Genomic DNA, 26,188 nt, shown 5'->3' on the forward strand with positions numbered 1-26,188 from the left:
CTTCATCCGACCTGCCATCAGCCACCTCTATCAAATACTGCTTCCATCTTATGCTATTTCATTTTAAATTGGTATTACAGATTTAGTCACTCAAAAACATTGAAGATTTGGGGTATTTATTAGATAAACTTATCACCACAAGTCCTGAAGATCCAGTTTTCCTTTTTTAGGGTCGCCTATTTCATCAATAATCACCCAAATTTTTCTACCTTTTAAATGCTTTAAAACCCCCTCAATCCTCAAGTCTTGAACTGGTGGATTTCCCCAGGAGAGCGAGTCAGAAAATGCTGTAATCCCTGAGCATTTTTTTAATCCCAAAACTTTTGCGATTTCTGGTAAAGTTTTTCGTTTTATTTCTGATAATATTCCTACATGGGTATTTTAAAATGCCTCATAGGTTCTAACCTCTGAAAACAGGTTTTTATAGTCTTCACAGTATTCATCAATTAGAGGGTGGGTGGGCTTGGCTGTTTTGGGAGCAATCATAGTCCGGCTCTGGCTTTCAGCCGCTTTTTCTTTATTATACCCTCACAAAAGTGACAAAAAAGGGTTATAGTCACTGGCAGGTTTGGTTTCGGGTAACTGCAAGAATTCTTCTAGGGTAATCTCAGTCAGGGATTGAATTGCGGGTGTCATAACGGTTTTCTCCTGAGCGGTTTAGGAATGCCTCCGAGGGTCTTGCCAGGGGATTAGCGGTGGGGTAATTTGGGGTTAAAGTACAGAGGCAGCCCCAAGGGATTTTCTTCCCCAGTATAGCTGATTTTCACCGTTACAATAACAGTCACCACGTCTTGCGGGTGTTCTCTATGATGCACTGCTGCAAGAAAAGCAGTAAGATACCCCAAGGATATGAATCTCGGTTGTGCAAACTCTAACTCATTTTTTTTGTAGGGCGAGTAAACAATGGTTTATAGCGATTTTAAACTCAATCGAATTATTAAATAATTTAACTTAACTTTAAATGGAAATACTGATTTACTTGTTAATACCGCCGCAGTGAATCCCAGCGAAATTCTTGAGATTTTTTTTAAAAGAAAATGCTGCATTGGCGGTGGATATTAATACCGAAAAAGCTTGTTTTGAACTGATTATTGCGCCAATTTTATTGGAGGTCAGGCGGCAGGTTAAGTATCAAGTTGGTTTGTTTTCGGGTTCTGAGTTTAATGTTGCCCCAGAACGAGGATTGAATGGAACTTGTGATTTTTTAATCAGTTTATCACCGGAACGACTGTTTATCAGCGCCCCAGTCATTACTCTAGTCGAAGCGAAAAAAGAAGACATTAAGGCGGGTTTCGGGCAATGTGTGGCGGAGATGTTGGCGGCGCAGTTGTTTAATAAACAGGAGGGAACTCAGATTTCTACGATTTATGGGGCGGTGACTTCGGGGACGGTTTGGAGATTTTTGAAGTTGGAGGGGCAGATGGTTTATATTGATAGGGTCGAGTATTATCTGTCGGAAGTTGCTAAGATTTTAGGCATTTTATTGAGTGCGATTCTTTCTCAGTCTTGATGGTGGATTTGGGCATAAATTTTATTGTTTTAAGAGTTGATTGGGCGATTATTTTTAATTTTTTTGTGTTAGGTGGGGACTGGCGATTCGCGAATCGCGGCTACAGATGAGGGTTTTGGTTGCTTGGTAGAATCCTTCGATTTCAATGCTAAACGGCTTAGAAATTATCTGTAAATTGGGGTTGAGATTGTTACGGCAGCAACTGTGGAGTGGGAAGTTACTCTGGCGATCGCCTAAAATTAGGGAACAACTGCACTTTTATAGAGTTTAGGCATGAATTGGCAAGAAATTTCCGGTAATTGGGTCCATATTCCTCCCCGGACAAGGGGCATTATTCATTTCCTGGGGGGCGCGTTCCTGGCGGCAGCGCCTCAAGTCACCTATCGATGGTTACTTGAACAACTCAGTCTCCAAGGATATGCGATAATCGCTACGCCGTTTGTTAGTAATTTCGACCACGGTGCGATCGCCGCTGATATTGTAGATCGGTTCGAGTGGTGTGTGGAACAATTGCGCCTATCCGGTAAATTGCCTAAAGGCTATCTTCCCATCTATGGAATCGGTCATAGCATGGGTTGTAAACTCCACTTGCTAATCGGCAGTTTATTTGAAGTCGAACGCGCTGGGAATATCCTGATTTCCTATAATAATTACCCCGCCCGTCGTTCCATTCCTTTCTTAGAATTAGTCGAACAAATCCCCACAACTTGGGGGGCAAAATTACCCCAAGCTTTCTCGGTGGAATTTACCCCTTCTCCAGAAGAAACCAACCAAATTATTGCTAGAAACTATCAAATTAAGCGGAATTTGGTTGTCAAATTTAAAGATGATACCCTGGATCAAACCCTGCTGTTATTTCCGGTGATGCAAGAACGCTTTCCTAACTTGGTGTCTATGCTCACTATCCCGGGAAATCATCTCACTCCCTTAAGTCAAGACCCGGGTTGGAAGTCGGGGACGGAATTCTCTCCTTTGGATGCGATCGCCCAATGGGTTCGCCTAGAAATGTATCGCGAACCCGTTCGCCTCAAAGATGAAATCATCCGTTGGCTCAATCCTATCCCATCCATGAGACCTCTAAACTGATGTTTCCCTCATCCCTGTTCCTATCTGGGACTGACCTCTGCTCGATAAAGCAGCTTCTCCCCTTGGCGATATCCGGTACTGCGGACTCTCACAAGTTCACCGGGTTGAGCCATTCCCTCCCGTAACTGATGCTGCTGGGGATTGTATGGAATCTCTGACCCTACGGAGGCGATCGCCTCCACTCCCCATTCTTGCAGCAACCGTTCCACCGGATGCAACAACGGCAGCAACCGCACCGCAGGCAACTCCGGATTTTGGGTAGCAGCATAAGCGGCAGTAGGCCAGTTCCGCAACCAAGACTCTAAAATATCTAAACTGGTGAGTTGAAATTCCTGCAACAGCGTCTCCCGTTGCTGCTGCATCTGCATTTGGAGGCGATCGTATTCCGCTTGCACCGTGGAACTTTGCTCACGGGGTTCTGCGGCTTCCACTCCAGCACATCTCACTAATAACTCGGATAGGGTGACTTGTAGCACATTAGCCAACATCAGCAAGGGTTCGACACGCATCTGCAACGCCTTTCCTTCACGCAGTTGTCTCACCTGCCAGTGAGACACCCCCGCTTGACGAGCGAGCGATCGAAAGCTGGAGATTCCCACCTGTTGCATTAACCCTTGTAATTGTTGGCTGGCGTCTGGAGTATCACTCATGAGTTCGAGTTGATCAATGTAATGTAATCTTGGTCATCATATTATAAACCGCGAAGAAACGACTGAAGTCGTTACTACGAACAGTAGATTTCCCCTGTTTGTAGTAACGACTTCAATCGTGATCTCCTGTAGGTGTTCACTCACCTAAATACCCGATTTCTAGTTTCGGGTTGGCAAAGTTTAACCGATGTTTTATTCTTCTAGTAGACTTCTTAACATCCAAGCGGTTTTTTCATGAATGTGCATCCGCTGGGTTAATAAATCAGCGGTGGGTTCATCGTTTGCTGCATCAACGGTGGGGAACACAGAACGAGCAGTCCGTACTACGGCTTCTTGTCCTTCTACTAACAACTGAATCATCTCTTTGGCTTTCGGAACCCCGAGAGTTTCTTCAATGGAGCTTAATTGACTAAACTCGGTGTAAGTGGCGGGTGCAGGATATCCCAAGGCCCGAATCCGTTCGGCGATCGCATCTACAGCTAAAGCCAATTCGGTGTATTGGGTCTCAAACATCACGTGCAAGGTCTGGAACATTGGGCCGGTAACGTTCCAATGAAAATTATGGGTTTTTAAGTAGAGGGTATAAGTATCGGCGAGGAGTCGTGATAATCCTTCGGCGATTTCTTGCCGGTCTTGTGCATTAATCCCGGTATTGATTTTTGACCCTTTGTCTTTCTCTTTATCTTTATCTTTGTCTTTGTCTTTATCTTTTCCCATGATTCGGTCTCCTTTAGAACGAGTCTGTTGTTAACAGGATTACTAGAGTGTCGGTACAGTCGGGTTAGAAATCGGGTTTCTTAATAACACTCGGCTGGCACGGGAACAAAGAAAGGTTGAGTAACCTGGTAATCGTCCCATTGATCCAATACTGTACCGCCTCTATTGGACACATCGACTCAGGCTAGGTGCATTTTTAGCACCGATCGCGGAGCACGACGGACATTACAGCGAATGGTTTTATGGCCTAGGCGTTGACAAGCCTCATAGCGATGACAACCAGAAAAGCCGTAATATTCCCCTTCTACTTCTAACACGTCAATTGGTTCTAGTAGTCCGATTTCTTGGATGGACGCCATCAGCTTCTGTACTTTTTGTAAGTCATTCTGGCGCGGTAAGGGACGCCGAATCTTGGCGATCGGGATTTCTTCGACTCTCATAGTTGTGATTTCTGAGTTTTTGGTGGCTTTCTTATATCATAGTCGGAATGAGTATGAGTTGCAACAATGAGATGGGGGGATTGGGGAGGATTGGGGAGATGGGGAGGATGGGGGAGATGGGGAGGATGGGGGGGATTGGGTGGAAAATGGGTTGAAAGTTGGGGGGGATTTTGACCAGAATAAGAGGGGATAAAATTAATGATTGCCTTCCGGGGCGATCGCCCAGTTCGAGATTGAGGGAGTGAAATTCTTGCTGGGTGAGGAAAATTAGGCCATTGTCGAGAGTTTAGAGCGGATATTAAAAGGAAACAGAAGGGGATCGAACGGTGAAATCAACAGCATATCAAGAACAGAATCTGGGGGTTCATGTCCCAATGGTCAGCGATCGCCTATTTTTGGCTCCCAGTCCAGGTACAGGGGGATCGAAACCGACTCCTGTCACCCCAGCAGCAAAACGGTTGGGGGGCCAATGGTTCGGGCGGATATCTGGGTTAATGTTTACGATTCTGTGCTTTTGGAGCGTTCCTGGGGAAGTCGTCCGCGCAAATCAAGTTGAGAATCGAGAACTACAGATTGGGGTAGTGCAGCGGTTTGGCAGCAAACCCACCGATAAGCTGATTCTGAAAGCCGTAGAAGGCGATCGCCTCTATGTCCGGTTTGAGGGGGGTGATGGGACGCCTCAAACCCAGGAAGTGACCGAGATGCAGCTAGAAATCATCATGAAACCCCTTGCCGAACCCATCCTCGAAGAACGGCTGGTGTTGAGTACCCATCGCAGTTTCGAGAATGCGGAACAGAATGCCGATGAATGGCGCAAAAAGGGGATTGAGGTAGAAATTGCTCATCCGGGACGTTGGCAAGTTTGGGCCAAGCGGGAGGTTTATGGGACTCCGTTACTGCGACGGTTGTTGCTGCAAAGTCTGCAAGCGCAAGGATATGAAACGGCGTTTTTAGATACGGCAATCCTTCAGCAGAAACCCCAACCCAGTTGGGTCTTTGAGGGGTTCCGCTATAATCGCGATCGCCTAGAGATTTGGGCCCGTAGCGATCGGATTCAGGTGAGTCGAGAAAAAGAGGATCGTAACCCCATACTGTATCCTGGGACATTGCGAGTCCAGCCGAATGCCTACGGGAGCTTTACCCTGGTGAATAAAGTCCCCATCGAAGACTATTTACGGGGAGTTGTCCCCCATGAAATTGGGGCAGAAGCGCCTTATCCGGCAGTAGAAGCTCAGGCGATTATTGCCCGAACCTACGTCCTACGGAACCTGCGACGATTTGCGATCGATAATTACGAGTTATGTGCCAATACCGAGTGTCAGGTTTATAAAGGAATTGGCGAGACTTGGGACCGTTCCGATCGCGCGATCGCCGCTACAGCGGGAAAAGTGCTCACTTATAACAATGAATTAATCGACGCCCTGTATTCCTCCACCACCGGGGGGATCACCGCGCCTTTCCAGGATATGTGGGATGGAGCCGATCGCCCGTATTTGAGAGCGGTCCTCGACTCCGTAGGCAACGTCTGGGATTTATCTCGCTACAGTTTAGCCAACGAACAAAACTTCCGCCGATTTATTACCTTGGACAAAGGATTTAATGAAGAAGAATGGGATGTATTTCGGTGGCGCGAAGTTAGCAGTCTGGCGCAAATGAACAAAAATCTTAAAGATTATTTGCAAGAGAAGCAGCATCCCCAGGCCAATTTCCAGACCATTCAGGCAGTGGAAGTGGTGGAAAGAAGCAATGCCGGTCGAGCGATCGCCGTCAATGTGACTACAGACCAGGGTTCGGTCAGACTGGTTAAAGATGAAATTCTCCGCGCATTCTGGGCCCCCTTAAGTACCTTTTTTTACCTAGAACGGATGTATGGAGAGGATAAAAGCTTTAAGGGATATGTCTTTGTCGGAGGCGGATTTGGACATGGGGTGGGATTAAGCCAAAGCGGTTCCCATCGACTTGCGAAATTAGGATGGACCAGCGATCGCATTCTTCAGTTCTACTATCCCGGCACCGAAATTGAACCCGTTTCTGAGGAGATTATCTTTTGGCGCGATCCCTTAGCCACAACCGAGGAGGGTTAAAACCGGCGCTTGTTGTTGGCACTCTCGGACTGAGCCCACCGCCTCAGAACAACAATAGGGGCGCACCGTTTGTTGTGCGCCCCTACTTCTTGAAAATGAGAAAATTTTAAGGGGGGGAGTTCTCTTAGTAGAGTTCTTCCTCTTGATGAGTCAGAATCGTACAGTCAGAACTCGGGTAAGCCACGCAGGTTAAGACATAACCGGCTTCAATTTGGTCATCATCTAAGAAAGACTGGTCAGACTGATCAACGGTGCCGGAGGTAATTTTGCCTGCACAGGTAGAGCAAGCACCAGCACGGCAGGAATAGGGCAGGTCGAGCCCTTGTTCTTCCGCAGCATCCAGAATGTAGGTATCATCCTCCACTTCAATGGTTTGATTGAGACCTTCGGCTTCGTTGATTAAGGTGACTTTGTAAGTTGCCATTTAGTGATCTTCTCCAGATAATCGACAGGCTTATAAGTTTTGCTAATGCAGAGGTCACGCCTTGATTAACGCGCCAGTCTGCGGGTAGGATCAGCCTTTCTCTGATAGTAGGGGAAAAATTCAAGGTTGCAACACCCTGGGGGACCTTTATACCAACAAAATTTATTATAAAAATTTCTAATTTAATCCTGATTACTTATACCTAAAGAAGGCCCCACCCCAAAATCAGGGTGGGTATCCAGCGGGCAAAAGTTAGAGTAGTATCGATTCTGATGAATTGGCAAACTCAGACCGTGACGACATCCTCTAGTCCCAGTAAGAACCGATCGCCCTCCCGGGTCCTGCTCACCGAACTCCCAATCCGAGTGGGTCTGATCGGCACAGGTTTCGTCGCCAAACTCCGAGGGCAAACCCTACAAGAGGATGAGCGATCGCGCTTAGTGGCGGTGGCAGGACATACGCCTGAAAAAACCGAGGAATTTGCCCAACTCCATCGGACTACGGCGATGAACTCCTGGCAAGACTTAATCGCCAGAGGGGACCTGGATCTGGTGATTATTTGCAATATCAATCGCGATCGCGGTGCCATCATTCGCGCGGCCCTCTTAGCCGATTGCCATGTCGTCGTTGAATATCCCCTCTGTCTGGATCCGGCAGAAGCGGAGGACCTGCTCGCCTTAGCCGACGCAAGGCAACGGCTGCTTCATGTGGAACATATTGAACTATTAGGGGGAGTTCATCAGGCCCTGAAACAGTCCTGGTCTGAAGTGGGGGAGGTTGCCTATGCCCGCTACAGTACCTTAAATCCCCAAAGGTTTGTCGGGCGCAAGTGGAGCTATAACCGAGAATTGTTGGGCTTTCCCTTGACTGCGGCCCTCTCGCGGCTGCATCGCCTGACGGATGTTTTGGGCCAAGTCGCGACGGTAAGCTGTCAAAGCCGGTTTTGGGACGTACCCACAGAACCGGAGTATTTTCGGGCTTGTTTATGTAGCGCTCAGTTACGCTTTACCAACGGGGCGATCGCCGAAGTCCTCTATGGTAAAGGAGAAATCTTTTCCGCCAGCGAGCGAAAATTAGAAGTGCATGGAAGTCAGGGAACCTTGATATTTGATGGAGATCAGGGTCAACTGGTGCGAGATGGTAACAGTACCCCCCTGGAAGTAGGGACCCGACGGGGATTATTTGCCAAAGATACCCAGATGGTCCTTGATCATTTAACCCAGGGAACCCCATTATATATTGACCCCAGGGCCAGTCTCTATAGCCTCAAAGTTGCGGATGCTGCTCGCCTAGCCTCTGAAACCGGAAAGACGATCGCCTTACAGGAAGAGTCTGAACCCAATCTTTAAAGGGGCAGTAACTGGAAGGGAGGGCAAGATAGCGATCGCCCACTCATGATCCCCCAGTTCCGGCTAGGATAAAAGAGACACTCTTAGGTTTGTCTTTTTTGATGCTAATAGAATAGATAAATAGATAACCGTCACCATTCCAATCTGCAATCAAAGGGAGTTAATATGGGCGCGAGTCTCCAACAAATCGCCGATTATCTTGACAACCGAGCTTGGCAATATGAGGTCGATCCAGAACATCATCGGATTATCACCGGCGTCCAAGCAGAAAACCTGGAAAGTTTTCCCATCGTGATTCAACTTGATGAAGATGGAGAATTTTTTAAGTTGTTTGCGCCGAAAGTTTTATCGGGAATTAGCAATCATCCTTACAAAGAGTCAATTCTTCAGACCATGCTCTGCATTTCCTGGGAAACCAAAATGCTGCAATGGGAATATGACCCGACCGATGGAGAAATCCGAGCCATTATTGAATTTCCCTTAGAAGATTCCCAGTTGACCGAGAGACAATTTAATCGGTGTTTGAGTGGATTAATTCAAATCGTAGATGATATTGCCATGCCTCGGCTGAAAACCGTCATGGAAACCGGAAAAGACCCGGGGGATGAAGATATTGGAGAACGGCTGCTGTTAACTTTACAGGAAGAAGCCCCGGGACTATTAGACTTATTAGAAAAAGCGATGCAAGCGCGGAAAAAACGCGGAATTTTGCCGTCGGATTATTTTTGAATGGGGAAGGCGATAGGACGTTGACAACGGCGATCGCGCATTCATGAGATCAATGCGATCGCCTGGGCTGATTCTAAAGATTAACGGGTGCTGCTTTATCGGCCTAGGAGATTCGGAATACCTTCACACCCTCCCGGGACCGTTGCTCGGGTTTTGGACCCGCCCCAGGCACAAATATAATACCGTTGACTCTCAGACATCCGCTCAACTTTAGAGAAATTGGCATTTTCAATGACTGCGCCGGTATGTTCCCCGGTTTGATAATTGGGGCGTTTGGTCCGACTGCGCGGGGAAGCGGTTTCTACAGGTCCGTAGAAGAACCGGGTCGAGTTGATGTCCGAACCAGAAAGGTTGGCTTCGTACAAAATAGCCCGGGAGAGATTGGCTTTGACTAAATCGCACTTCTGGAGATCCGCGCGCACGAGATTGGCTTCGCTTAATTCAGTCCAGCGCAGATCCGTGCCAGAGAGGTCAGAACCGGCTAACATAACGCCCAAGGCGATGACGCGGACCCCATCTGTCCGGTCCTCTGCATACCCTCCATCCCCATCGAGAATGGGACGACCGAGATGGCGATCGCGCATCAGGGGGGTTAAGAGCCTAGATTGGGAGAGAAATCGGATAATTTTGGCTTTCCCTTCACTATCCACACTGGCGAGAATTGCAGCAGTCCGACCTTCGGCGATCGCCCGTTCTTGAGGCCAGTCTTCGAGTAATCCTTCTTCATTTAAAGCTAAGTCAGATACCCCTTGAAAGTAGGTATCAATCGTTTGCTGTTGGGTAATCCGGTTTTGCTGAATGGTCAGTTCTTTGGAAATGACATACTGTCGCCATGCCACATAGACGGCGATAATGGCAATCAAAATTTGACCCAACGCACCGACAATTTCACCAACCGCCCCGATCGCCTCCCAGTTAATCTGGATATTCCGGCTTCCCGGTTCCTGATTGGAGCCACTGAGCATCAGCAGGCCGATGATCCCCGTTAGTAGCCCCACAAACGCAATTACAACGGCCCGCCAAGGGTTAGGAACTAACTGGATCCAAATCCGGCTCCAGTTCGGCCAAATGATTCGCAGAGAAATTGCAAAAGTAGCAACCGCACCGGCGAACCCAAGTAAGATATTATCGATCGCCAAACCGAAGACCATCAGGGTGATCGCCATTAACACTAGAACTCCCCCAGGGCTAGATCTGGGGTTGTCCTCCAAAGGGGGTAAACTGAGCGCCGAAAGTTGTGTCCTCCCCAGGTTCTGTTGGTATTCATCCAACTCGGCTAATGCCTCCGATGGGCTTAAGGGTTCTACGATGACACCATTGTTCCTTGGATTGCGATCGCGTTCTGGGGTGGCACTCCCTACGGTCCCTCTCAATTGTTCGGGAGTAAGGGAATTGTTTCCTCGCTCTGAAGGGTTAACTGAAGAGGAGTTGTCGCTAGGGTTGGGGTTGGACGAGTTAGGGCTTGGCTCAGGGTTCATGGTTTTGAGAAGGTAGAGGAAGCTACTACCGTGCAAGAAGATTGGAATAGCCCTGAAGGGCTTTGTAGAAAATTGTACCTAACCTGGGCATGATCTGGGTTGACCTTTTGGAGTAGGGAGAGTGGAGAGGACTCAGGGGTGATCCCCAATCTGGGACTCGGCGATCGCCCGCTGGAAAACAGGGAGAGAGTTGAAAGATGCACCCGGTTGTGATCTGTGCCATTAAAGGCTACATTTTTTCACTCGGGTGGCTAAAAATGACCATAATCGCCCGCGTCGTCCCCAACTCGGGAGATGTCCGGCGGGTGCGGTGATATCAAAGGTCAAATCACTATAAGAGACCCATTCGTTATCTCGTCGCCATCCGAGGCGATCGCTCAATTGTTCGTAGTCCCCTGCGATTTTGCTCCAGATCTGTCTTTGAATGCTCCAGCCAAAATGTCCATTGCTGTATTCAGTCCAGAGGCGATCGAGGGTGCGCAGATCTCGGCAGGGAAAATGTTTGACATCTTCTATGTTGAGGCGGCCTTCTGCCTCTCGACCTGCAACTCTAAGCATTAGGGTATCGGTTTCGCGATCGGCTTCTTGCCATTGACCCGCAGCTAACAGATTCTCTAGGGTCGTATAGTCCATTCCCACCGCTGATAGGGAACTGGCGATTTCTGGGATGGCCGCTGTCAAGTCAGGCGATTGGGGGGACAAATCCGCTGGCCCATCGGAGAGTAATTCTAACCACGCCTCAATCGACTGGGGACGATTTTCCGGGACTAATGCCAACCCTTTGAGGATTGCCGTATTGACGCGATCGCTCACCGTTTGATTGAGGGTCTGGGGGGGAAGTAAGGGATCGGTTTGGGTTTTCACCCAACTGCGATCGCGAGAACTGGCCGATGGGGGGACTTTAGCCGTTAATAGCGCATATAAAGTAGCCGCTAACCCATATACATCGGTATAAGCGCCGCGTAATGCCCGGAGATCATACTGTTCCAGAGGGGCAAATCCCCGCGACCCTTGTTTAGGATGAATATCTACCCCATCCTGGGAAAACTCCTGAGCTAATCCAAAGTCAATCAACACCGCATCAGAGCGTTCTTTTCGCAAGACAATATTCATCGGCTTAACATCTCGATGTAAGAACCCTTGTTGATGGACCAGGGACAAAGCATCCGCGATTTGATATGTATAAAATAAAGCTTCCCGTTCAGATAATCGGCCTTTTTGCTTCACCAACCGAGCGAGGGGTGTGCCATCAATATATTCAAGCACCATGCAGCAGAGGGAGTCCGTATCAATCACCTCTTCCAGTCGCACAATACTGGGATGAATGCACCGTGACAAACAGTCCGCTTCCTTGAGAAATTCTTCCTTATATTTAGCGAGTTCTTGAGTAAAGCGAGCTTTTCGTCCCAAGGTTTTAATCGCAAAAGGGCGATCGCGATCGTCCCGAGCTAAATAGGTAATCCCAAACCCGCCTTGGCCGAGTTGGGATTCGATGGTGTATTTACCGTTGAGTAATTGTTCTCCGGGTTGCCAAGCCATAAGTCGTTGCTCTTGATTAGTATCCGATATTGTAATTGCACCGCCATAAAAATAGCCACCCATCTAGCAATGTTGAGCGAGTGGGTGGCCTATAGTAGTCAACCGGGGCTTGAGTCGCTTAGATTAGCCCCAATTGTCCAGAGGGTGGCGATCGCCGCCGCCCTCTTTGTGAGTCACGTTATACCACGGCGGGTTCTTCAGGTTGTTGGAAACCGGAACCGTAGGCGTAGTTGAACGCTTGGACGTTTGTCACTTCCGTGATGGAGCTGGCGCTGTAGAACTGAATCAAGGCTTCAGCATTTTGAGTTTTCAGTGCATTCACATCCAGACCAGCAGAGGGCGCTAACCCCGCTTCTAATCCGGCACTGAACATATACTGTAGGATTTGTGAGTAGCTGACTTGTTCGAGGGAGGTCGCACCGGAGGTCGCACCGGCCCAGGCCAGCAGGGCTTGTGCTGAGGCCGAGCCTTCTGCCAGATAGGACTCAAAGTTAACCAACTCCGATGGATTTTGACCCTTTTCTAACCCAGCACCAGTTATATAGTCAAAGGCTTCATCGTTCGAGATTTCGCCGTTGGCATCGACGTCAATTTGTGCCTTGTCTTGTTCCAGCACTGTGGCATATTCTGTCTTATACCACTCTAAGTCAATCACAGCAGAGGTGTTGAACCCTTGAGTGATACCTTCAGTCGTCATGAAGTCGTAAACTTGCTCACCACTGATGTTGAACACATTTTCGAGGCTGTAGTTCGCCAGGATTTTATCTGAGAACTTCTCAGTATAGTAATCCATTTCGACAAATGGGGTGATATCAATGCCCAGTTCAGAGGCTTCATTGAACATGAAGGAAACGATATCCGACTTGCTGAAGACGCCCGAGGTAGCGGCAGCACCAGCGATTTCCAGGAGTTTAGTCCCATATTGCTCGACAAATCCTTCCACATCAACCGGGGTTAAGGAGAAGTCTTCTGTCGAAGCAAACTTGCCGTAAGCAAATTCTAGGATTTGCGCATCGGTGATTTGGTCAGCGGTGACTCCAAACTGGCCTGCGATTTCCGCTGCATACTGAGTCTCGATGAACTCGAAGTCAATCTCACTAGAGAGACCGCCATAGAGGTAGTCCAGAACCAGTTCTTGCTTGAGGTCAACCACGGTGCTCACTTCGATATTGTAGTGACGCGCCAGGTCAACGCTGAACTCTTGCTTGAGGTAATCAACATCGACATACTTAGTGAGGTCGATTCCTTGTTTCAAGCCTTCAGTGAGAGCAAACTTGATGATTTGCTTATCGCTCAGGGAGTTCACATCGAACTCACCCCCCTCGTCGAGGGCTCCACTGAGTTTCAGAGAACCACTCTTGAGCTTGATGGAACCGCTCTTGAACTTAGCAGAACCGCTCATGGATTTCAATGAGCCAAATGAGCCGCTCTTACCGAGCTTGAAGGAACCGCTCTTGACTTTAACGGGCTTGCTTTCACCGCCGTAGAAGGCGGTTAATGCCTCAGTGTTATCGGTCACATAGGCGGTAATATCGATCGCACTCAGTTTGAGTTCTTCAACCGCTAAGACAGCCTTGAACTCTTCGCTGTAGGCAACCTGAAGCACTTGTTCCACGCTCAAGGACGCGCCTTCGGTGAGGGTGATTTCTAATCCGGTCAACAGTTCAGTTTGTTGAGCCTCAGTCAGTTGCTCGAACTGGTAGGCGAGGAAGTTGACATCAAGTTTGGAGAAGTCGCTGCTGACCCAGTTGAGAACCGCTGCGCTGTCGAGAGCGGCAACTTCCTCTACGGTGATGCTCAGGGATTCGGCGATCGCCAGACCATAAGCCTCTTTAATGTATGTCGTTTCCACGAATCCATCTAAGGTCAGACCGAGTGCCACGCCTTCTTTGAGCATGAACTTCTCGATTTGCTTGCTATCAATTTCGCTGAGTTTGTCAACTTCGATACCCAAGGCATTGGCGATCGCCTCACCATTGGCTTCTACATATCCGGCCACATCAAAGGCGGACAGTTTGACCGTTTCTAAGCTTTCCTGTGCATACAGGTACTCAACAATTTGCAGCTTGGTCAATTGGCTCACATCGGTGATTGTAGCCCCTTGAGCGGTCACTGCTGCCAGGATCTCTTCACCCAAGGTAGCGCGGATGTACTCGATATCAGCAACCTCAGTGGCACAGCCAAACTGGAAGTCGAGGACCAGTTCACTGTTCAGGGTTTCCACTTCCGTGAGTTCAATGCCGTAGTATTCCGCCAGGAGGGCAGCATTTTGGTCACGATAGAGTTCGATATCTTCTGCGGCTACGAACGCAGACAGGTCGATGCCCATTTTCCAAGCGCCCTCTGTCATGTAGCTGACAATCTGGGCGGAAGTGACCTCTTCGATAGTGGCAACACCGTAGAAGGTCAGGAGTTGGCTGGAAATCGTGGCGTCAGCGGTAATCGCTTCTAGGTTGAAAGCAGACAGACTGGTATATCCGGCTTCCCAACCTTCGCTGAAGATGTAGAACTGGAGTTCTTTACCGCTCAGGTCTTTGACTGCCTTGCCGTCAGCGGTGACTTGTTCGCCGTATTTCAGCTTAAAGTAGTCCGTATCGACGAAGGGAGCAGCATCACCGAACAGGAAACTGACCACTTGTTCAGCGGTGATTTCAGTAATCGCGGTAAGTTCAAAGGTGGCAACGAGAGCCGCCTCGAAGGTGCTTTGATAGTAGGAGACATCAATATATTCGCTAACTTCCAGTCCTTGGGCGATCGCCTCGGTAACCATGAAGCTGTAAATTTCATGCTGGCTGAGGGTTTCAACCGACTCTACGCTGTAGAACGCCTTCAGTTCTACTTCATATTGTACGCTGAAGCCTTCAATATCGAATGGAGAAGTCTGTAAACCAGCATCCTTCCCTTCGTTGCAGGCATAAGCTTTCACCTGATCGTCACTGAGGTCTTCCCCAGTAGCGGCCTCGTCACCCAACAATTCTTTGGCGTAGGCATCAAGTTCTACGGTGTAGGTCGTGCGATAGTATTTCAGATCGATCACAAACTCACCGCTACTGAAGACATTATCTAAAACTTCAGGGGTTTCCAGTTCCGTGATACTCGCGACACTGTAAAACTCGCGAATGCTTTCGATGTAGAGCTTCTTGATGTAGCCAACACTGAAGAAGGGAGACGGATTTAAACCAGCTTCGATACCTTCTTTGACAATCAGTTCAAACAGTTCTTGGTTAGACAAGGTGGAGATATCTACACCGAGTTTAGTCCCCAGTTCCGTCAGTTCGGTGCTGTTGACCGATTTGCAGTAGGACAAATCGATTAAGGGAGTCGGGCTAAATCCCAGTTCCAGGGCTTTTTCAAGCAACTCTTCTGAGGTGAGGCTGGAGATTTCTTCCTCGGTCATCCCTTGCTCTAAAAGCTTGGTCTCAACTTGGGTTTTGACCGCAGACTCGAAGTAGCTCAACTTGACGAAGGGGGAAGGATCCAATCCTTCTGCCGCTGCGTATTCTTTGATTTGCTCGGCTTGTTCTGCCGTCAAGTTGTTGAAATCAAAGCCTGTAAACTTTGCTTGGAGTGCCTCTAGGTTATTTTTGACAACGTATTGGAGGTTGAATAACGCAGTCGGTGCAGGAGGCAGACTGGTGGGGTCTTCCGGAGTTTCGCCGGTGGGTTCTTCGGGAGTTTCGCCGGTGGGTTCTTCGGGAGTTTCGCCGGTGGGTTCTTCGGGAGTTTCGTCAGGGGGGTTATTCGAGTTATTACCCGAAGAGACAAAGTTGGGGTTATCAAAGACGATTTGGGGATCGGATCCGTCTTCGGCGTCGTCGCCCTCCTCTTCTTCATCGAGGTCTTCACTACCCCCTTCGAGGCCACCGCTGCCCTCATCGAGGTCATCGCCACTACCCTCATCTAGGTCATCGCCACTGCCGCTGAGGTTGTCGCCGCTACCCTCGCTCAGGTCATCGCCACCGGCACTGCCTAAGAGTTCTTGACCTTCAGCGCTACCGAAGAAGGCGAACAGTTGCTCGATGCTGATTTCCGAGAAGCTGCTGACACTGAAAATGCTCGTCAACTGCGAACCAAAGATAGATTCCAGACTGCTGAAGCTGAAGGATTCAGAGGTTTGCAATCCTTGGACGAAGGCCACATTGATCGCATAAGAGATGAGCTCAAATCCACTCACGGCGGAGAGTTCGCTCACGTTGAAGAAGCTTTGAATGTTCTCACTATTGGCTTCGGCAAGAACTTTGAGGTCGATCAAGGGGTGGATCTTGCGCTTTTCTTTCAGGCCAAATTTAAACAGGTGTTCAGTGGCGGTAATTTGACCTGCGGCTACAGCTTCTGCAACATCGGTATTTTGCTGGAGATAATATTCAGCATTGAAGAAGGAGCTAAACTGGCGGTTTTCTTTCCAGCCAAACTGCAGGAAGTGACCCCAAGCGGTAATTTTACCCTCGGCGACCGCTTGCTGAACATCGGCGTTAAAGGCTTCGTATTCTTCAGCTTTGAATAAGGCATGGGCGACCCGTTTCTCGAACTGGCCGTGACGCACAAAGTGACCAAATGGGGTGATTTCACCCGCTTCGACGGCTTCTTTAATGTCTTCGTTATTTTCGACGTAGCCTTTGAAGTCGATAAAGGCGTTGCAACTGCGCTGTTCTTTGATCCCGAATTGGGCGAAGTGGCGAATCGCAGTGGTTTCTCCACGCATGACCGCTTCTAAGACACCTGGGTTGTCGGACAGATAGTGGGCTTCATCAAATAAGCCGGACTCTTCGACCTCTTGGATGGTTTCGGCGATTTCTTCTTCTTCGGTTACGGCAGTAGTTTGCACCATCTGTTCCCCTTCGGTGACGGGGCTCTCTTCTGCGATCGCGTCATCTTCTGTATCTTCTTTGGGAATGGAGGTGGTGGCGATCGGGTCACCGTCGGTCAGGCTGTCAGCTTCGGCGGTAACTTCATCAGTGCCTTCTTCTGTGGGGGCATTGGTTTCGGTGCCATCGTCCACAACAGAGGTCATCGAGATGGGGTTATTTTCCATGATGGTGCCATCTTCTGCGATCGTCACCAGATCACCTTGTACAATGATGCCATCTTCTGGGGTGGCTTCACCTTCGGTCCCTGCTTCTGGAATGGAGGTGGTTGCGATCGGGTCATTTTCCATGATGGTGCCATCTTCTGGAGTTGTATCGGCTTCGGTGCCATCGTCCACAACAGAAGTCATGGTCATCAGCTCTGGATTACTGACGATGCCATCTTCTGCAGTTGTCTCGGCTTGGGTACCGTCGTCCACAAGAAAACTCGTGGCTATTAGGTCCGCATCGCTCATAGTGTCATCTCCTGCGGTTGTTCCATCGGCTGTGGCTTCTTCCGTTACAGGTTCTCCCGGAGTCGCTTCCGTTGTCTCCACAGTGGCTTCCAGTGGTGCTGTTTCCTCGGGGGTTTCGCTTGTTACCACGACGGCACTATCATCAGTTGCTGTGGCTTCTGGGTCAGTGGTGGTGCTGTTTACTTGTTCGAGTAATTCTGCTTGGGTCAACATAAATGAACTCCAGTGTTTGAGAGTCAATAAAAGGTCGGAGAACTGCGTCCTGGAAACCGAAGACGGGGTTTCCCATTTCCGGGACTGATTTCGCTATAGATGCTCCCTATAATAGGTAGGGAGTCCCTGATTTAGAATGTTTATTTTGCCTAGATAGTTTGAGGACATCTTGAGCATCATTCTTAATTTGAACGAGGGAATTTTCTAATTTAATAATGATGTCCACTTCTAAACACCCCGGATTGTATCCTGACTTACTGCTGATTACGCGGTACATCAAGGAAAGACAAGATTTTGATTTTCCTTGTTCCCTTGTTTGACATTTGCCAAATGCAGGATGTTCCCGTTAATGGCTTAGACTTGATTATTCCGGGAATGTTTCCGAGGGTTGAAATTTATTTCTTTTGAGCAACCGCCCTAAAAATTAAATTGAAACCCTGCCCGCCGTCGAAATTCATAAACCATACGTTTTACCTTACCCAATAGAAGCACCTCTTGCCTTCCGTATTTTTGCGGATTTTACAACTTTTTATTTTTTGTTTAAATCATCAAAGAAAGTCAAAAAAATTGTTGAAACTTCCACTCTTATTTAGTGAATGCGATGGGAGAGTCCGCTCCCTGCCTGGTCTGAACCAAGACTCTGGCAGGGAGTTACCCTTCATAATTTGGGAAATTTTTATTTACGAGAAAAGTTAATAATTCATGAAAATTTAGACCTTGGACATCCTTGAAAGGAAGTCCCGATCAATACGGCTAATTTAAGAGTTAGGGGAATTTTAGGGTTGTGGGAAGGTATAAAAATCCTAATCTTTTCAGTCAAATATTACTTTTAAAGAATTCAGTAATTTCCGTAAAAACTTGCAAATTAAAAAATATTGACTTAAGAAAATCTGCAAGTTAAAAAATAAATTAATTTGGGAACCTGAAATAAAGGGAGGGTTGTCTAGGGATGACTTTTAAAAAACTTTCCCCTAAAACTTATTAAAATACCCGAGAATTGAAAGAGTTAGTCAATTTTAATCTTTATTAAAATCTTTTTAAATTAAATCCCTGAACTGCCCCCTAAGTGAACTTCACTTAAGTCCCTAGAATAAAATACAAATGGGGTTAAAACTAATTTTTTCCCGATTAGGGTAGAAATCTATCATCTTAGAAGTCAGGGATTCAGCGTTAACTTGAACTAAGTACATTTAATAAGGGCTATAATTTAGAGAAAGGGTTGAGGTCGGATTTTTAGTCACTCCGAAATCGAGACGTCTCCCTTGGGGGATGGGTTCCCTATTTTCCGGATACCGGGAAAAATGTGGGAAAGTGCCGGTTTGAGTTTCAAAGGAGAAGGGGGTTCATTCATTCTCGACTGCCCTAAAATCCTCCAGTCTAACGGGTGAGAAAAATACGCGCCTTTTGTAGTAAGGGTTGTACGGTGATGTGTCGTCAGTCGCCGCTGACTCATATTTCGATGTTGTTAACCTTAATCGCCACTTTTTCCCTTTTAAATACTGATCTGGAAACTCACTCAAATTGAGTGAGGTTTAAATCTTCCTCAGAGAAAATTCCCGGTAAAAAATACCGGCGTTTTCCAGATAGTTTAAATCATAATCAGAGAAAATTTTGTAGAGAGGAGGGGTGCGATCGCACCCCTCCTCTCCCGCAATATCCGATTCCCTTAAATTACTCCGGGGAATAAGCTTCCATCGGTAAACAAGCACAGACTAAATTCCGATCGCCATAGGCATTATCAATCCGTCCCACCGAAGGCCAAAATTTGTGTTCTCGCGTCCAAGGGGCCGGAAATACTGCCTGTTCCCGACTATAAGGACGATTCCACTCCGAGGCGATCGCCACCATTGCGGTATGCGGCGCATTCTTCAAGGGATTATTCTCCCCATCCATCTTCCCCGCCTCGATCGCCCGAATCTCCTCGCGAATCGCAATCATGGCCTCACAGAAGCGGTCCAACTCCTCCTTAGACTCACTTTCCGTCGGTTCCACCATAATGGTTCCCGCTACGGGCCAAGAAACTGTAGGTGCATGGAATCCATAATCCATCAAGCGTTTTGCAATATCCTCCACCTCAATTCCTGCGGATTTTTTCAGCGATCGCAAATCCAAAATACACTCATGGGCCACTAACCCCGTTTTCCCCTTATACAACACCGGATAAAACGGGTCTAACCGCTTGGCAATATAATTCGCATTCAAAATCGCCACTTGAGTTGCAGCGGTCAATCCTGCCGAACCCATCATTGCCATATACATCCAGGAAATGGGCAGAATACTCGCACTTCCCCACGGGGCCGCCGAAACCGCCCCGATCGCCTCGTCACTCCCCACCTTCACCACGGAATGTCCCGGCAGAAACGGCACCAAATGGGGCATCACTCCAATCGGACCCATCCCCGGACCGCCACCCCCATGCGGAATACAGAAGGTTTTATGTAAATTCAAGTGACAGACATCGGCCCCAAAATCTCCGGGACGACATAATCCCACTTGGGCGTTCATATTCGCCCCATCCATATACACTTGACCGCCACAATCATGGATAACTTGGCACAGGTCCTTAATCCCCACCTCAAACACCCCGTGAGTCGAAGGATAAGTCACCATCAACGCCGCCAAGTTCTCAGAATGCTTCTGCGCCTTCGCCTTCAGGTCCTCAACATTAATATTTCCATTATCATCACAGGCAACTGGAACCACCTTCATTCCGCACATCACCGCACTTGCGGGATTCGTCCCGTGGGCGGAAGTCGGAATTAAACAGATATTACGATGAGATTCCCCGCGATGTTCGTGATACTGACGAATCACCAACAATCCCGCATATTCCCCCTGGGAACCGGCATTGGGTTGGAGAGAAATTCCGGCAAATCCGGTAATTTCTGCTAACCCCGCCTCCAATTGCTGGAATAATAGTTGATATCCCTGGGTTTGTGCGACTGGGGCAAAGGGATGAATTTTCCCAAATTCCGGCCAAGTGATAGGAATCATCTCTGCTGTTGCATTCAGCTTCATGGTACAAGACCCCAAGGGAATCATCGAAGTCGTGAGAGATAAATCCTTGGATTCCAAGCGATGCAGATAGCGCAACAGTTCCGTTTCGGAGTGATAGCGATTAAACACCGGATGCGTGAGATACTTACTCCGGCGGGCAAAGGTCGAGTCAAAGCTGCTATTCACCTCGGTTGCCAATTGTTCCACTGTAAACGGCAACGGTTCCCCACTAGCGAAAATCTGCCAGAGATTCTGTAAGTCTTCCAGGGTGGTGGTTTCATCTAAACTAATTCCCAGGGTCGTCTCATCCAGAACCCGGAGATTAATCTGATGATTCGCTGCTGCTGCGAGAACTTGTGACTGGGATTTTGTGCCCAAATCAACCCGCAAGGTATCGAAAAAGGGTTCAGAACCGAGATTGTATCCCAGACGGTTTAATCCGGCGGCTAAAATTACGGTAAGATGATGGACGGTTTGAGCGATTCGTTTAATTCCACTCGGTCCGTGATACACAGCATACATGGAGGCAATCACCGCTAACAAGACTTGGGCGGTGCAAATATTGCTGGTTGCTTTTTCCCGACGGATATGCTGTTCGCGGGTTTGCAGGGCCAAGCGTAAGGCGCGATCGCCATTCACATCCTTAGACACGCCCACAATTCGTCCGGGTACCTGCCGTTTATACTCGTCCCGCGTCGCAAAATAGGCCGCGTGTGGTCCCCCATAGCCCAAAGGGACTCCAAACCGTTGGGTACTTCCTACGGCAATATCTGCCCCAAATTCGCCGGGAGGAGTGAGTAATGCCAGACTCAAAATATCCGCTGCAACCGAAACAACTGCGCCAGCAGTATGCGCTTGTTCCACAAATTCCCGATAGTCATAAACCGCCCCATCGGTTGCCGGATATTGTAACAACACTCCAAATACCGGGCGATCAAACTTAAATTGTCTAGGATTGCCGACAATTACCTCAATCCCTAGGGGTCTAGCGCGAGTTTGAACCACTTCAAGGGTTTGGGGATGACAATCCTCACTGACAAAATAAGCATTTGCCTTCGTTTTGGACAACCCATAACTCAGAGTCATTGCTTCCGCTGCTGCCGTCGCCTCATCCAGCAGCGAAGCATTGGCAATTTCCAATCCCGTCAAATCCACAATCATCGTCTGGAAATTCAGCAGGGCCTCCAATCGTCCTTGGGCGATTTCTGCCTGATAGGGAGTGTATGCCGTGTACCACCCCGGATTTTCTAGGATATTCCGCTGAATTACTGGCGGCGTGATGCAATCATGGTATCCCATGCCAATAAAGGACCGGAACAGTTGATTCTGGGAGGCGATTTGTTTGAGTTGGGTTAATGCTGCGGTTTCGCTGAGGGGTTGCGGCAGATTCAGGGGAGTATTGCGGCGAATCCGACTGGGAATCGTAGACTCAATCAGGAAATCCAGACTGGAAAACCCGACTTCCTGTAGCATTTGTTCAACTTCCTCTGAGGAGGGTCCATTGTGTCGGTGAACAAAGGCATCAGGGGTCATAATCGGTGGAGATTCGGGAGTAGGCGGAGACTGTCTGACTAAATCTGTGTCGTTCACGGTTGTCTCGAAATTTAGCATGAGTTAGGGAATTGGGGAGAGGTTTTTAACAGGGAGGAGGGAGGGCGCACCGTGGTGCGCCCCTACAACGTCACCGGAAGCATGATTACTCTGAAAATTTCTTATATCGGTTCCGGATGGGGGCTGATATTAGCAATTCAGACGGCAGTCGGCAAACCCACAGCTATTCTCCTTCTACTTGGGCGCGATATTCATTCGCGGACATCGCATCTTCCAGTTCATCGGGGTCATTAACACGCACCTTCAGCAACCAACCTTCACCGTAGGGGTCGTCTCCAATCAGTTCTGGGGCTTCAATCACTTCATTGTTCCGTTCTACAATCGTTCCGGATATAGGGGCGTACAGGTCTTCTACTGCCTTAACTGACTCAATCGTACCAAAAGTCGAGCCTTTTTCCAGGGCTTCACTAATATCGGGCAGTTCCACAAATACGATGTCCCCCAGTTGATCCAGGGCAAAGGCACTGATCCCTATGGTAGCAATTTCCCCATCTAGGCGAACATACTCATGGCTATCAAGGTATTTGAGATCTTCAGGATATTCCAGGTTCACGATTATTTCCTCACACTAACTGCACGGGATTTCCCTAATCATAGAAAGGACGCCTCTACAAGGCAATCATAATTGTCGAATTCTGCAAATCTCTCCCTTTTCCGGGGGAACTGGGCTGCGATTTTCTCTGTGTAGGGTAAATTGCTCATATCATAAATCATCTATTTTGTCAATAGCTATTTTTTAAAATTACAGGTTATTAACTTCGTTAATTTGATGTGAGAAAGGAGACGAGTCTTCATCTGGCTGAAAATTTGGGGTTCACCCGCCCCAAGTGAGGTTAATTTTAATCAGCAACAGCCCGAGATTGTTCTGACCCCTTAACCGACCTTAATTGAGGAAAAAGAAAAGACTTGACTAAGAACTGGGCAGAAGTTTTAGGAGGTCTAATTGGCTTCCTAATGGAGTTTTCTTTAAATTGGCGGTGTCTGTTTCATTTAAAAGGGAATATCTTAGGGTTAGAGATTCTAAATGGGGGAGGGCGTTGGAATTAAAGAGTTGTAAATAATGAGAAAGGGGGGTTTTGTGTTCTTCATGGTTTTGAATATAGGTTTCGGAATAGTCGGTAAAATCCAGGGTTTTGAGTTGACTAAAGCAAGTGGATTGGGCTAAATTTAAAATAAAATCTTGCGTATTGTAGCCGGTTTGGATGGTGAGATGTTTTAAGGGGTGAGAATTGCGTTTAAAAAAGGCGGGACTAGGGGCGGAGGGAATGGAGAGTTGTTCTAAATTGGGCATTTTATCCAGAAGTCGCGCGACGATGCCCTGTTCGGCAAATTTACCTATAATGGTGCGATTATGGTGTTGGGGTTGAGTGCCTTGGATCTCTAAAAGTTTCAGGTTTTGATAGGTTCCTTCTCCTCGGGTTAAGGGTTCTAAATCCCACGATCGCGTTCCGTTGATGCCTTCATCCGGGGCAGATAGACGCAGGGTTCCTAGAAAGGGGGCAAAGTCGGCAAAAGCAAGGAGTTCTAGGATTTCTTCATAAAATTCATCATCGACATCAACATAATAATCTAGCTCAAGCAATCCATTCTGGGTTGAACCAATGAGTAAAGAGTTGTTGATTTCGGACAATTCGCATTGATAACCGGCTAAATATCTGCATAATTGTTTGAGGGCTAAATTTGATACTTCCATATTCAATTTCAGGGGTAGGGTGACCTAGCGGATGAACAGAGAATTGGGGCGATCGCGCTTTAGCATTCTCTGGAGTTTCACCACCCCAAATTATATCCCATCGGGTTTACCCAAGGGTCGGGCAATTTTAGGCGGGCGATCGCAAGTCTTCCTAAAATACAAAAGACGCGAATTATTATCGCGTCTTCCTAACCTTTGGACTCGGTATTTTATACAGCGGGTTTAATCGTTACAACGCCATAAGCATCCGCCGACAAATAGTCTAATGCCGCTTGCTGGATATCTTCCGGAGTGAGGGACTGTAAGTGAGTCGGATAATTGAACGCCGGTTCTAAATCTCCCATCAGGGAATGGTAATATCCATAAAGGTTAGCCCGATCGCTCGGGGTCTCGTTACTAAAGATAAACCGATTCACCACTTGAGTGACAATGCGATCGATTTCTGATTGACGCACCATCTCGCGATGGAACCGGCGAAGATGTTCCTGGATTGCCGCTTCAACTTTCTCCAGATTTTCCGAGGGCAAGTGAGCAGAAATCGTGAAAATCCCCTGATGATGAAAAGAACTATTACTGACTGAAATGCCAGAAACTAACCCTTTTTCTTCGCGCAAATCCTGGACTAACCGTCCCATCCGTCCCCGTCCCAGAATCGAGGCGACGGCATCCAAAGCGTAAGTCTTGTTTAACTCCGTTAATCCCGGAACTCGCCACATCATCACCAGTCTTGCCTGTTGCAGCTTTTCATCAATGAATTCCCGGCGGACAATGTTCTGAAATGCTGGTTCGGGGGTTGCGCCGATGACTTGACTCGGTTCAGGAATGAGTTGTTCGTCATCGGTAGCAAGTTGCCAGTTTGGATTGAGAGAGAAGGCAGGACGTCCGTTTTTTTCAAACCCCTCTGCCACAATTTCGATTAATTGTTCTACGGGTAAATTACCCACCGCCACAGCAGTGAGCGATCGCGGTTGATACCAAGTTCCGTGGAAATCCCGCATCTGCTGTGCCTTTAAACTGGCGATCGTTTCCGTCGGACCCAAAACCGGGCGACGGTAAGGCAATCGTTCAAAGGCGGTTTCCATTGCCCGAGAATAAATGCGGCGACGGGGATTATCCTCCGATCGCCGAATTTCTTCTAACACCACCAGTCTTTCCCGTTCAAACCCATCCTCGGGAATACTCGGATTGAGTACCACGTCAATTTGTAAAGGAGCGAGTTCGGCAAAATCTTGGGGGGCTGAGGTAATATAGTAGTGCGTATAATCCTGACTTGTAGCAGCATTTGTTACAGCACCGCGTTCCTCGATTCGGCGCTCAAACTCCCCGCTTTCCAGGCGTTGAGTTCCTTTAAAAACCATGTGCTCCAAAAAGTGGGCCATCCCGTTGATTTCATCGGATTCCACCGCCGAACCAACATTTGCCCAAATGCTCAGGTTTACCGCCTCCACTGGCATCTGTTCTGCGATAATCGTCAATCCATTCGGCAGGCGATGAATCTTAGGGCAGTTCAGACGAGGGAGAGAGGAAAACTTAACAAGCGTTGAAGTCATTAGATACTCGTTTATTTGAGATTTCTTTTTCTATCTTAATCATTCTTTACGCAATGGGGAGGGTACAATCACAGATTTCTCAGTTGCCCAGCAGTTTTACCCCAAGGCGATCGCCCCAAATATCTAGCCCTACTATTACATCCCGAAATATATACCATTACTAACCCGTTACATCTCCCCCATCCCCCAATTCTCCCCCATCTCCCCCATCCCCCAATTCTCCCCCATCTCCCCCATCTCCCAATTCCCCCCAATCCCCATATAATAGGAACGGATAGGATTTTTCCCTCATTCTGGAAAAACCAACACCAGTTGGCCGATTCTATTCAGGGGCATCAAATGAATTACTAATCAGGGTAACCATTCAATGGATCGTTTTGGAGGAGAACCAGCATGAACGTCATTGTTAAACCCCAGGGCAATTTAGATGTGAAAGTCTCCGCAATGCTTCAGCAAAAAATTGCAGCTTTAGTGGCGGAAAACTATAACCATTATTTCATTGATTTGGCCGGGGTCAAGTCTTTAGGTCATTGTGGGGTCAGCACCTTATTGGCGGTTGATCGCCTAGTTCGTAAAACTGGCAAACGCTTAAGTTTGTGCAACTTAAATACTTCCGTTCAATACATTTTGGAAATTAGTGACCTTGCCTGTGAACTCGATATTGTAGAGTCCGGGTATGATGATGAAATGCTTCGAGTCGGCACAACTATCCAAGTCTAATTCGCAAGGCGATCGCCTTCACAGGATCAGGCACTCATCTACTATGCCAACTTTATTTCTGACTTAGGATTGACAGCC

At 48.0% G+C, this 26,188-nt stretch carries 20 protein-coding genes and 1 pseudogene; 8 read left to right on the forward strand and 13 right to left on the reverse strand.

The window, feature by feature from the left end; genetic code table 11:
* Positions 1 to 314 precede the first annotated feature (314 nt).
* Positions 315 to 486: pseudogene (locus NG796_RS26615) on the reverse strand (IS701 family transposase); the annotation flags it as partial.
* Between the two features lie 529 nt (positions 487 to 1,015).
* Here NG796_RS26615 and NG796_RS22515 point away from each other — a divergent pair.
* The 3 genes from NG796_RS22515 (at position 1,016) to NG796_RS22525 (ending at position 2,596) form a co-directional block, all read left to right on the forward strand.
* Positions 1,016 to 1,510, forward strand: a complete 495-nt coding sequence (locus NG796_RS22515; RefSeq protein ID WP_317619344.1) for a hypothetical protein — start codon at positions 1,016 to 1,018, stop codon at positions 1,508 to 1,510.
* Positions 1,511 to 1,655: 145 nt separating this feature from the next.
* Positions 1,656 to 1,781 (forward strand): hypothetical protein, encoded by a 126-nt coding sequence (locus NG796_RS22520; RefSeq protein WP_261209385.1) that lies wholly within the window; start codon positions 1,656 to 1,658, stop codon positions 1,779 to 1,781.
* 2 nt (positions 1,782 to 1,783) lie between these two features.
* Positions 1,784 to 2,596: a DUF1350 family protein gene (locus tag NG796_RS22525; protein WP_261209386.1), complete on the forward strand. Its 813-nt coding sequence runs from the start codon at positions 1,784 to 1,786 to the stop codon at positions 2,594 to 2,596.
* A gap of 20 nt (positions 2,597 to 2,616) precedes the next feature.
* On the opposite strand, the gene NG796_RS22530 is transcribed toward NG796_RS22525, so the two are convergent.
* From NG796_RS22530 to NG796_RS22540, 3 genes are all read right to left on the reverse strand, one after another.
* The gene (locus NG796_RS22530) at positions 2,617 to 3,246 is read right to left on the reverse strand and encodes a helix-turn-helix domain-containing protein (RefSeq protein ID WP_261209387.1); all 630 of its coding nucleotides are present in this window, start codon (positions 3,244 to 3,246) and stop codon (positions 2,617 to 2,619) included.
* A 192-nt stretch (positions 3,247 to 3,438) separates the two neighbouring features.
* Positions 3,439 to 3,963 (reverse strand): Dps family protein, encoded by a 525-nt coding sequence (locus tag NG796_RS22535; RefSeq protein WP_261209388.1) that lies wholly within the window; start codon positions 3,961 to 3,963, stop codon positions 3,439 to 3,441.
* Between the two features lie 179 nt (positions 3,964 to 4,142).
* Positions 4,143 to 4,403, reverse strand: a complete 261-nt coding sequence (locus NG796_RS22540; protein WP_261209389.1) for a sulfiredoxin — start codon at positions 4,401 to 4,403, stop codon at positions 4,143 to 4,145.
* Positions 4,404 to 4,729: 326 nt separating this feature from the next.
* Here NG796_RS22540 and NG796_RS22545 point away from each other — a divergent pair, with 326 nt between their 5' ends.
* The gene (locus NG796_RS22545) at positions 4,730 to 6,487 is read left to right on the forward strand and encodes a SpoIID/LytB domain-containing protein (protein ID WP_261209390.1); all 1,758 of its coding nucleotides are present in this window, start codon (positions 4,730 to 4,732) and stop codon (positions 6,485 to 6,487) included.
* A 124-nt stretch (positions 6,488 to 6,611) separates the two neighbouring features.
* Here the strand turns inward: NG796_RS22545 and NG796_RS22550 are convergent, their stop codons facing one another.
* On the reverse strand, positions 6,612 to 6,911 hold the full coding sequence (locus NG796_RS22550; RefSeq protein ID WP_261209391.1) for a ferredoxin: 300 nt from the start codon (positions 6,909 to 6,911) through the stop codon (positions 6,612 to 6,614).
* Positions 6,912 to 7,270: 359 nt separating this feature from the next.
* Here NG796_RS22550 and NG796_RS22555 point away from each other — a divergent pair, with 359 nt between their 5' ends.
* The gene (locus NG796_RS22555) at positions 7,271 to 8,260 is read left to right on the forward strand and encodes a Gfo/Idh/MocA family protein (RefSeq protein WP_261209417.1); all 990 of its coding nucleotides are present in this window, start codon (positions 7,271 to 7,273) and stop codon (positions 8,258 to 8,260) included.
* Positions 8,261 to 8,425: 165 nt separating this feature from the next.
* Positions 8,426 to 8,989, forward strand: coding sequence for a hypothetical protein (locus tag NG796_RS22560; RefSeq protein WP_254566437.1), 564 nt, complete (start codon positions 8,426 to 8,428; stop codon positions 8,987 to 8,989).
* A 95-nt stretch (positions 8,990 to 9,084) separates the two neighbouring features.
* Here the strand turns inward: NG796_RS22560 and NG796_RS22565 are convergent, their stop codons facing one another.
* The 6 genes from NG796_RS22565 to NG796_RS22590 form a co-directional block, all read right to left on the reverse strand.
* Positions 9,085 to 10,467, reverse strand: coding sequence for a pentapeptide repeat-containing protein (locus tag NG796_RS22565; protein WP_261209392.1), 1,383 nt, complete (start codon positions 10,465 to 10,467; stop codon positions 9,085 to 9,087).
* 222 nt (positions 10,468 to 10,689) lie between these two features.
* Positions 10,690 to 12,069 (reverse strand): serine/threonine-protein kinase, encoded by a 1,380-nt coding sequence (locus tag NG796_RS22570; protein WP_261209393.1) that lies wholly within the window; start codon positions 12,067 to 12,069, stop codon positions 10,690 to 10,692.
* A 115-nt stretch (positions 12,070 to 12,184) separates the two neighbouring features.
* Positions 12,185 to 17,539 (reverse strand): hypothetical protein, encoded by a 5,355-nt coding sequence (locus NG796_RS22575; RefSeq protein ID WP_261209394.1) that lies wholly within the window; start codon positions 17,537 to 17,539, stop codon positions 12,185 to 12,187.
* A gap of 1,671 nt (positions 17,540 to 19,210) precedes the next feature.
* Entirely contained in the window at positions 19,211 to 22,069 is a 2,859-nt protein-coding gene (gene gcvP / locus NG796_RS22580; RefSeq protein WP_261209418.1) for an aminomethyl-transferring glycine dehydrogenase, read from the reverse strand.
* 241 nt (positions 22,070 to 22,310) lie between these two features.
* The gene (gene gcvH / locus NG796_RS22585) at positions 22,311 to 22,700 is read right to left on the reverse strand and encodes a glycine cleavage system protein GcvH (protein ID WP_207088180.1); all 390 of its coding nucleotides are present in this window, start codon (positions 22,698 to 22,700) and stop codon (positions 22,311 to 22,313) included.
* 357 nt (positions 22,701 to 23,057) lie between these two features.
* Complete coding sequence (locus NG796_RS22590; RefSeq protein ID WP_261209395.1) at positions 23,058 to 23,840, reverse strand: hypothetical protein; 783 nt, start codon at positions 23,838 to 23,840, stop codon at positions 23,058 to 23,060.
* A 31-nt stretch (positions 23,841 to 23,871) separates the two neighbouring features.
* On the opposite strand from NG796_RS22590, the gene NG796_RS22595 reads away from it, so the two are divergent.
* Complete coding sequence (locus NG796_RS22595; protein ID WP_261209396.1) at positions 23,872 to 24,066, forward strand: hypothetical protein; 195 nt, start codon at positions 23,872 to 23,874, stop codon at positions 24,064 to 24,066.
* Here the strand turns inward: NG796_RS22595 and NG796_RS22600 are convergent.
* Together NG796_RS22600 and NG796_RS22605 are read right to left on the reverse strand one after the other, a co-directional pair.
* A complete protein-coding gene (locus tag NG796_RS22600; protein WP_261209397.1) occupies positions 24,050 to 25,390 on the reverse strand; it encodes a M16 family metallopeptidase in 1,341 nt (446 codons plus the stop codon). The two genes, NG796_RS22595 and NG796_RS22600, sit on opposite strands and share 17 nt — an antisense overlap.
* 160 nt (positions 25,391 to 25,550) lie before the next feature.
* Complete coding sequence (locus NG796_RS22605; protein WP_261209398.1) at positions 25,551 to 25,682, reverse strand: hypothetical protein; 132 nt, start codon at positions 25,680 to 25,682, stop codon at positions 25,551 to 25,553.
* 101 nt (positions 25,683 to 25,783) lie between these two features.
* On the opposite strand from NG796_RS22605, the gene NG796_RS22610 reads away from it, so the two are divergent.
* Positions 25,784 to 26,110, forward strand: a complete 327-nt coding sequence (locus NG796_RS22610) for an STAS domain-containing protein (RefSeq protein ID WP_261209399.1) — start codon at positions 25,784 to 25,786, stop codon at positions 26,108 to 26,110.
* The last annotated feature ends 78 nt before the right edge of the window (positions 26,111 to 26,188 follow it).

Source organism: Laspinema sp. D2d (genome assembly GCF_025370755.1).
In the GTDB taxonomy this organism is placed as follows: Bacteria; Cyanobacteriota; Cyanobacteriia; order Cyanobacteriales; family Laspinemataceae; genus Laspinema.

What these genes read in the sequence shown, in the direction of transcription:
- NG796_RS22520 (WP_261209385.1), top strand. Translation starts at nt 1,656, where the DNA reads ATGCTAAACGGCTTAGAAATTATCTGTAAATTGGGGTTGAGATTGTTA.
- NG796_RS22590 (WP_261209395.1), bottom strand. Translation starts at nt 23,840, where the DNA reads ATGGAAGTATCAAATTTAGCCCTCAAACAATTATGCAGATATTTAGCC.
- NG796_RS22610 (WP_261209399.1), top strand. Translation starts at nt 25,784, where the DNA reads ATGAACGTCATTGTTAAACCCCAGGGCAATTTAGATGTGAAAGTCTCC.
- NG796_RS22595 (WP_261209396.1), top strand. Translation starts at nt 23,872, where the DNA reads ATGAACAGAGAATTGGGGCGATCGCGCTTTAGCATTCTCTGGAGTTTC.
- NG796_RS22600 (WP_261209397.1), bottom strand. Translation starts at nt 25,390, where the DNA reads ATGACTTCAACGCTTGTTAAGTTTTCCTCTCTCCCTCGTCTGAACTGC.
- NG796_RS22550 (WP_261209391.1), bottom strand. Translation starts at nt 6,911, where the DNA reads ATGGCAACTTACAAAGTCACCTTAATCAACGAAGCCGAAGGTCTCAAT.
- NG796_RS22565 (WP_261209392.1), bottom strand. Translation starts at nt 10,467, where the DNA reads ATGAACCCTGAGCCAAGCCCTAACTCGTCCAACCCCAACCCTAGCGAC.
- NG796_RS22540 (WP_261209389.1), bottom strand. Translation starts at nt 4,403, where the DNA reads ATGAGAGTCGAAGAAATCCCGATCGCCAAGATTCGGCGTCCCTTACCG.
- NG796_RS22530 (WP_261209387.1), bottom strand. Translation starts at nt 3,246, where the DNA reads ATGAGTGATACTCCAGACGCCAGCCAACAATTACAAGGGTTAATGCAA.
- gcvP (WP_261209418.1), bottom strand. Translation starts at nt 22,069, where the DNA reads ATGACCCCTGATGCCTTTGTTCACCGACACAATGGACCCTCCTCAGAG.
- NG796_RS22575 (WP_261209394.1), bottom strand. Translation starts at nt 17,539, where the DNA reads ATGTTGACCCAAGCAGAATTACTCGAACAAGTAAACAGCACCACCACT.
- NG796_RS22605 (WP_261209398.1), bottom strand. Translation starts at nt 25,682, where the DNA reads ATGAGGGAAAAATCCTATCCGTTCCTATTATATGGGGATTGGGGGGAA.
- NG796_RS22535 (WP_261209388.1), bottom strand. Translation starts at nt 3,963, where the DNA reads ATGGGAAAAGATAAAGACAAAGACAAAGATAAAGATAAAGAGAAAGAC.
- NG796_RS22560 (WP_254566437.1), top strand. Translation starts at nt 8,426, where the DNA reads ATGGGCGCGAGTCTCCAACAAATCGCCGATTATCTTGACAACCGAGCT.
- NG796_RS22525 (WP_261209386.1), top strand. Translation starts at nt 1,784, where the DNA reads ATGAATTGGCAAGAAATTTCCGGTAATTGGGTCCATATTCCTCCCCGG.
- NG796_RS22570 (WP_261209393.1), bottom strand. Translation starts at nt 12,069, where the DNA reads ATGGGTGGCTATTTTTATGGCGGTGCAATTACAATATCGGATACTAAT.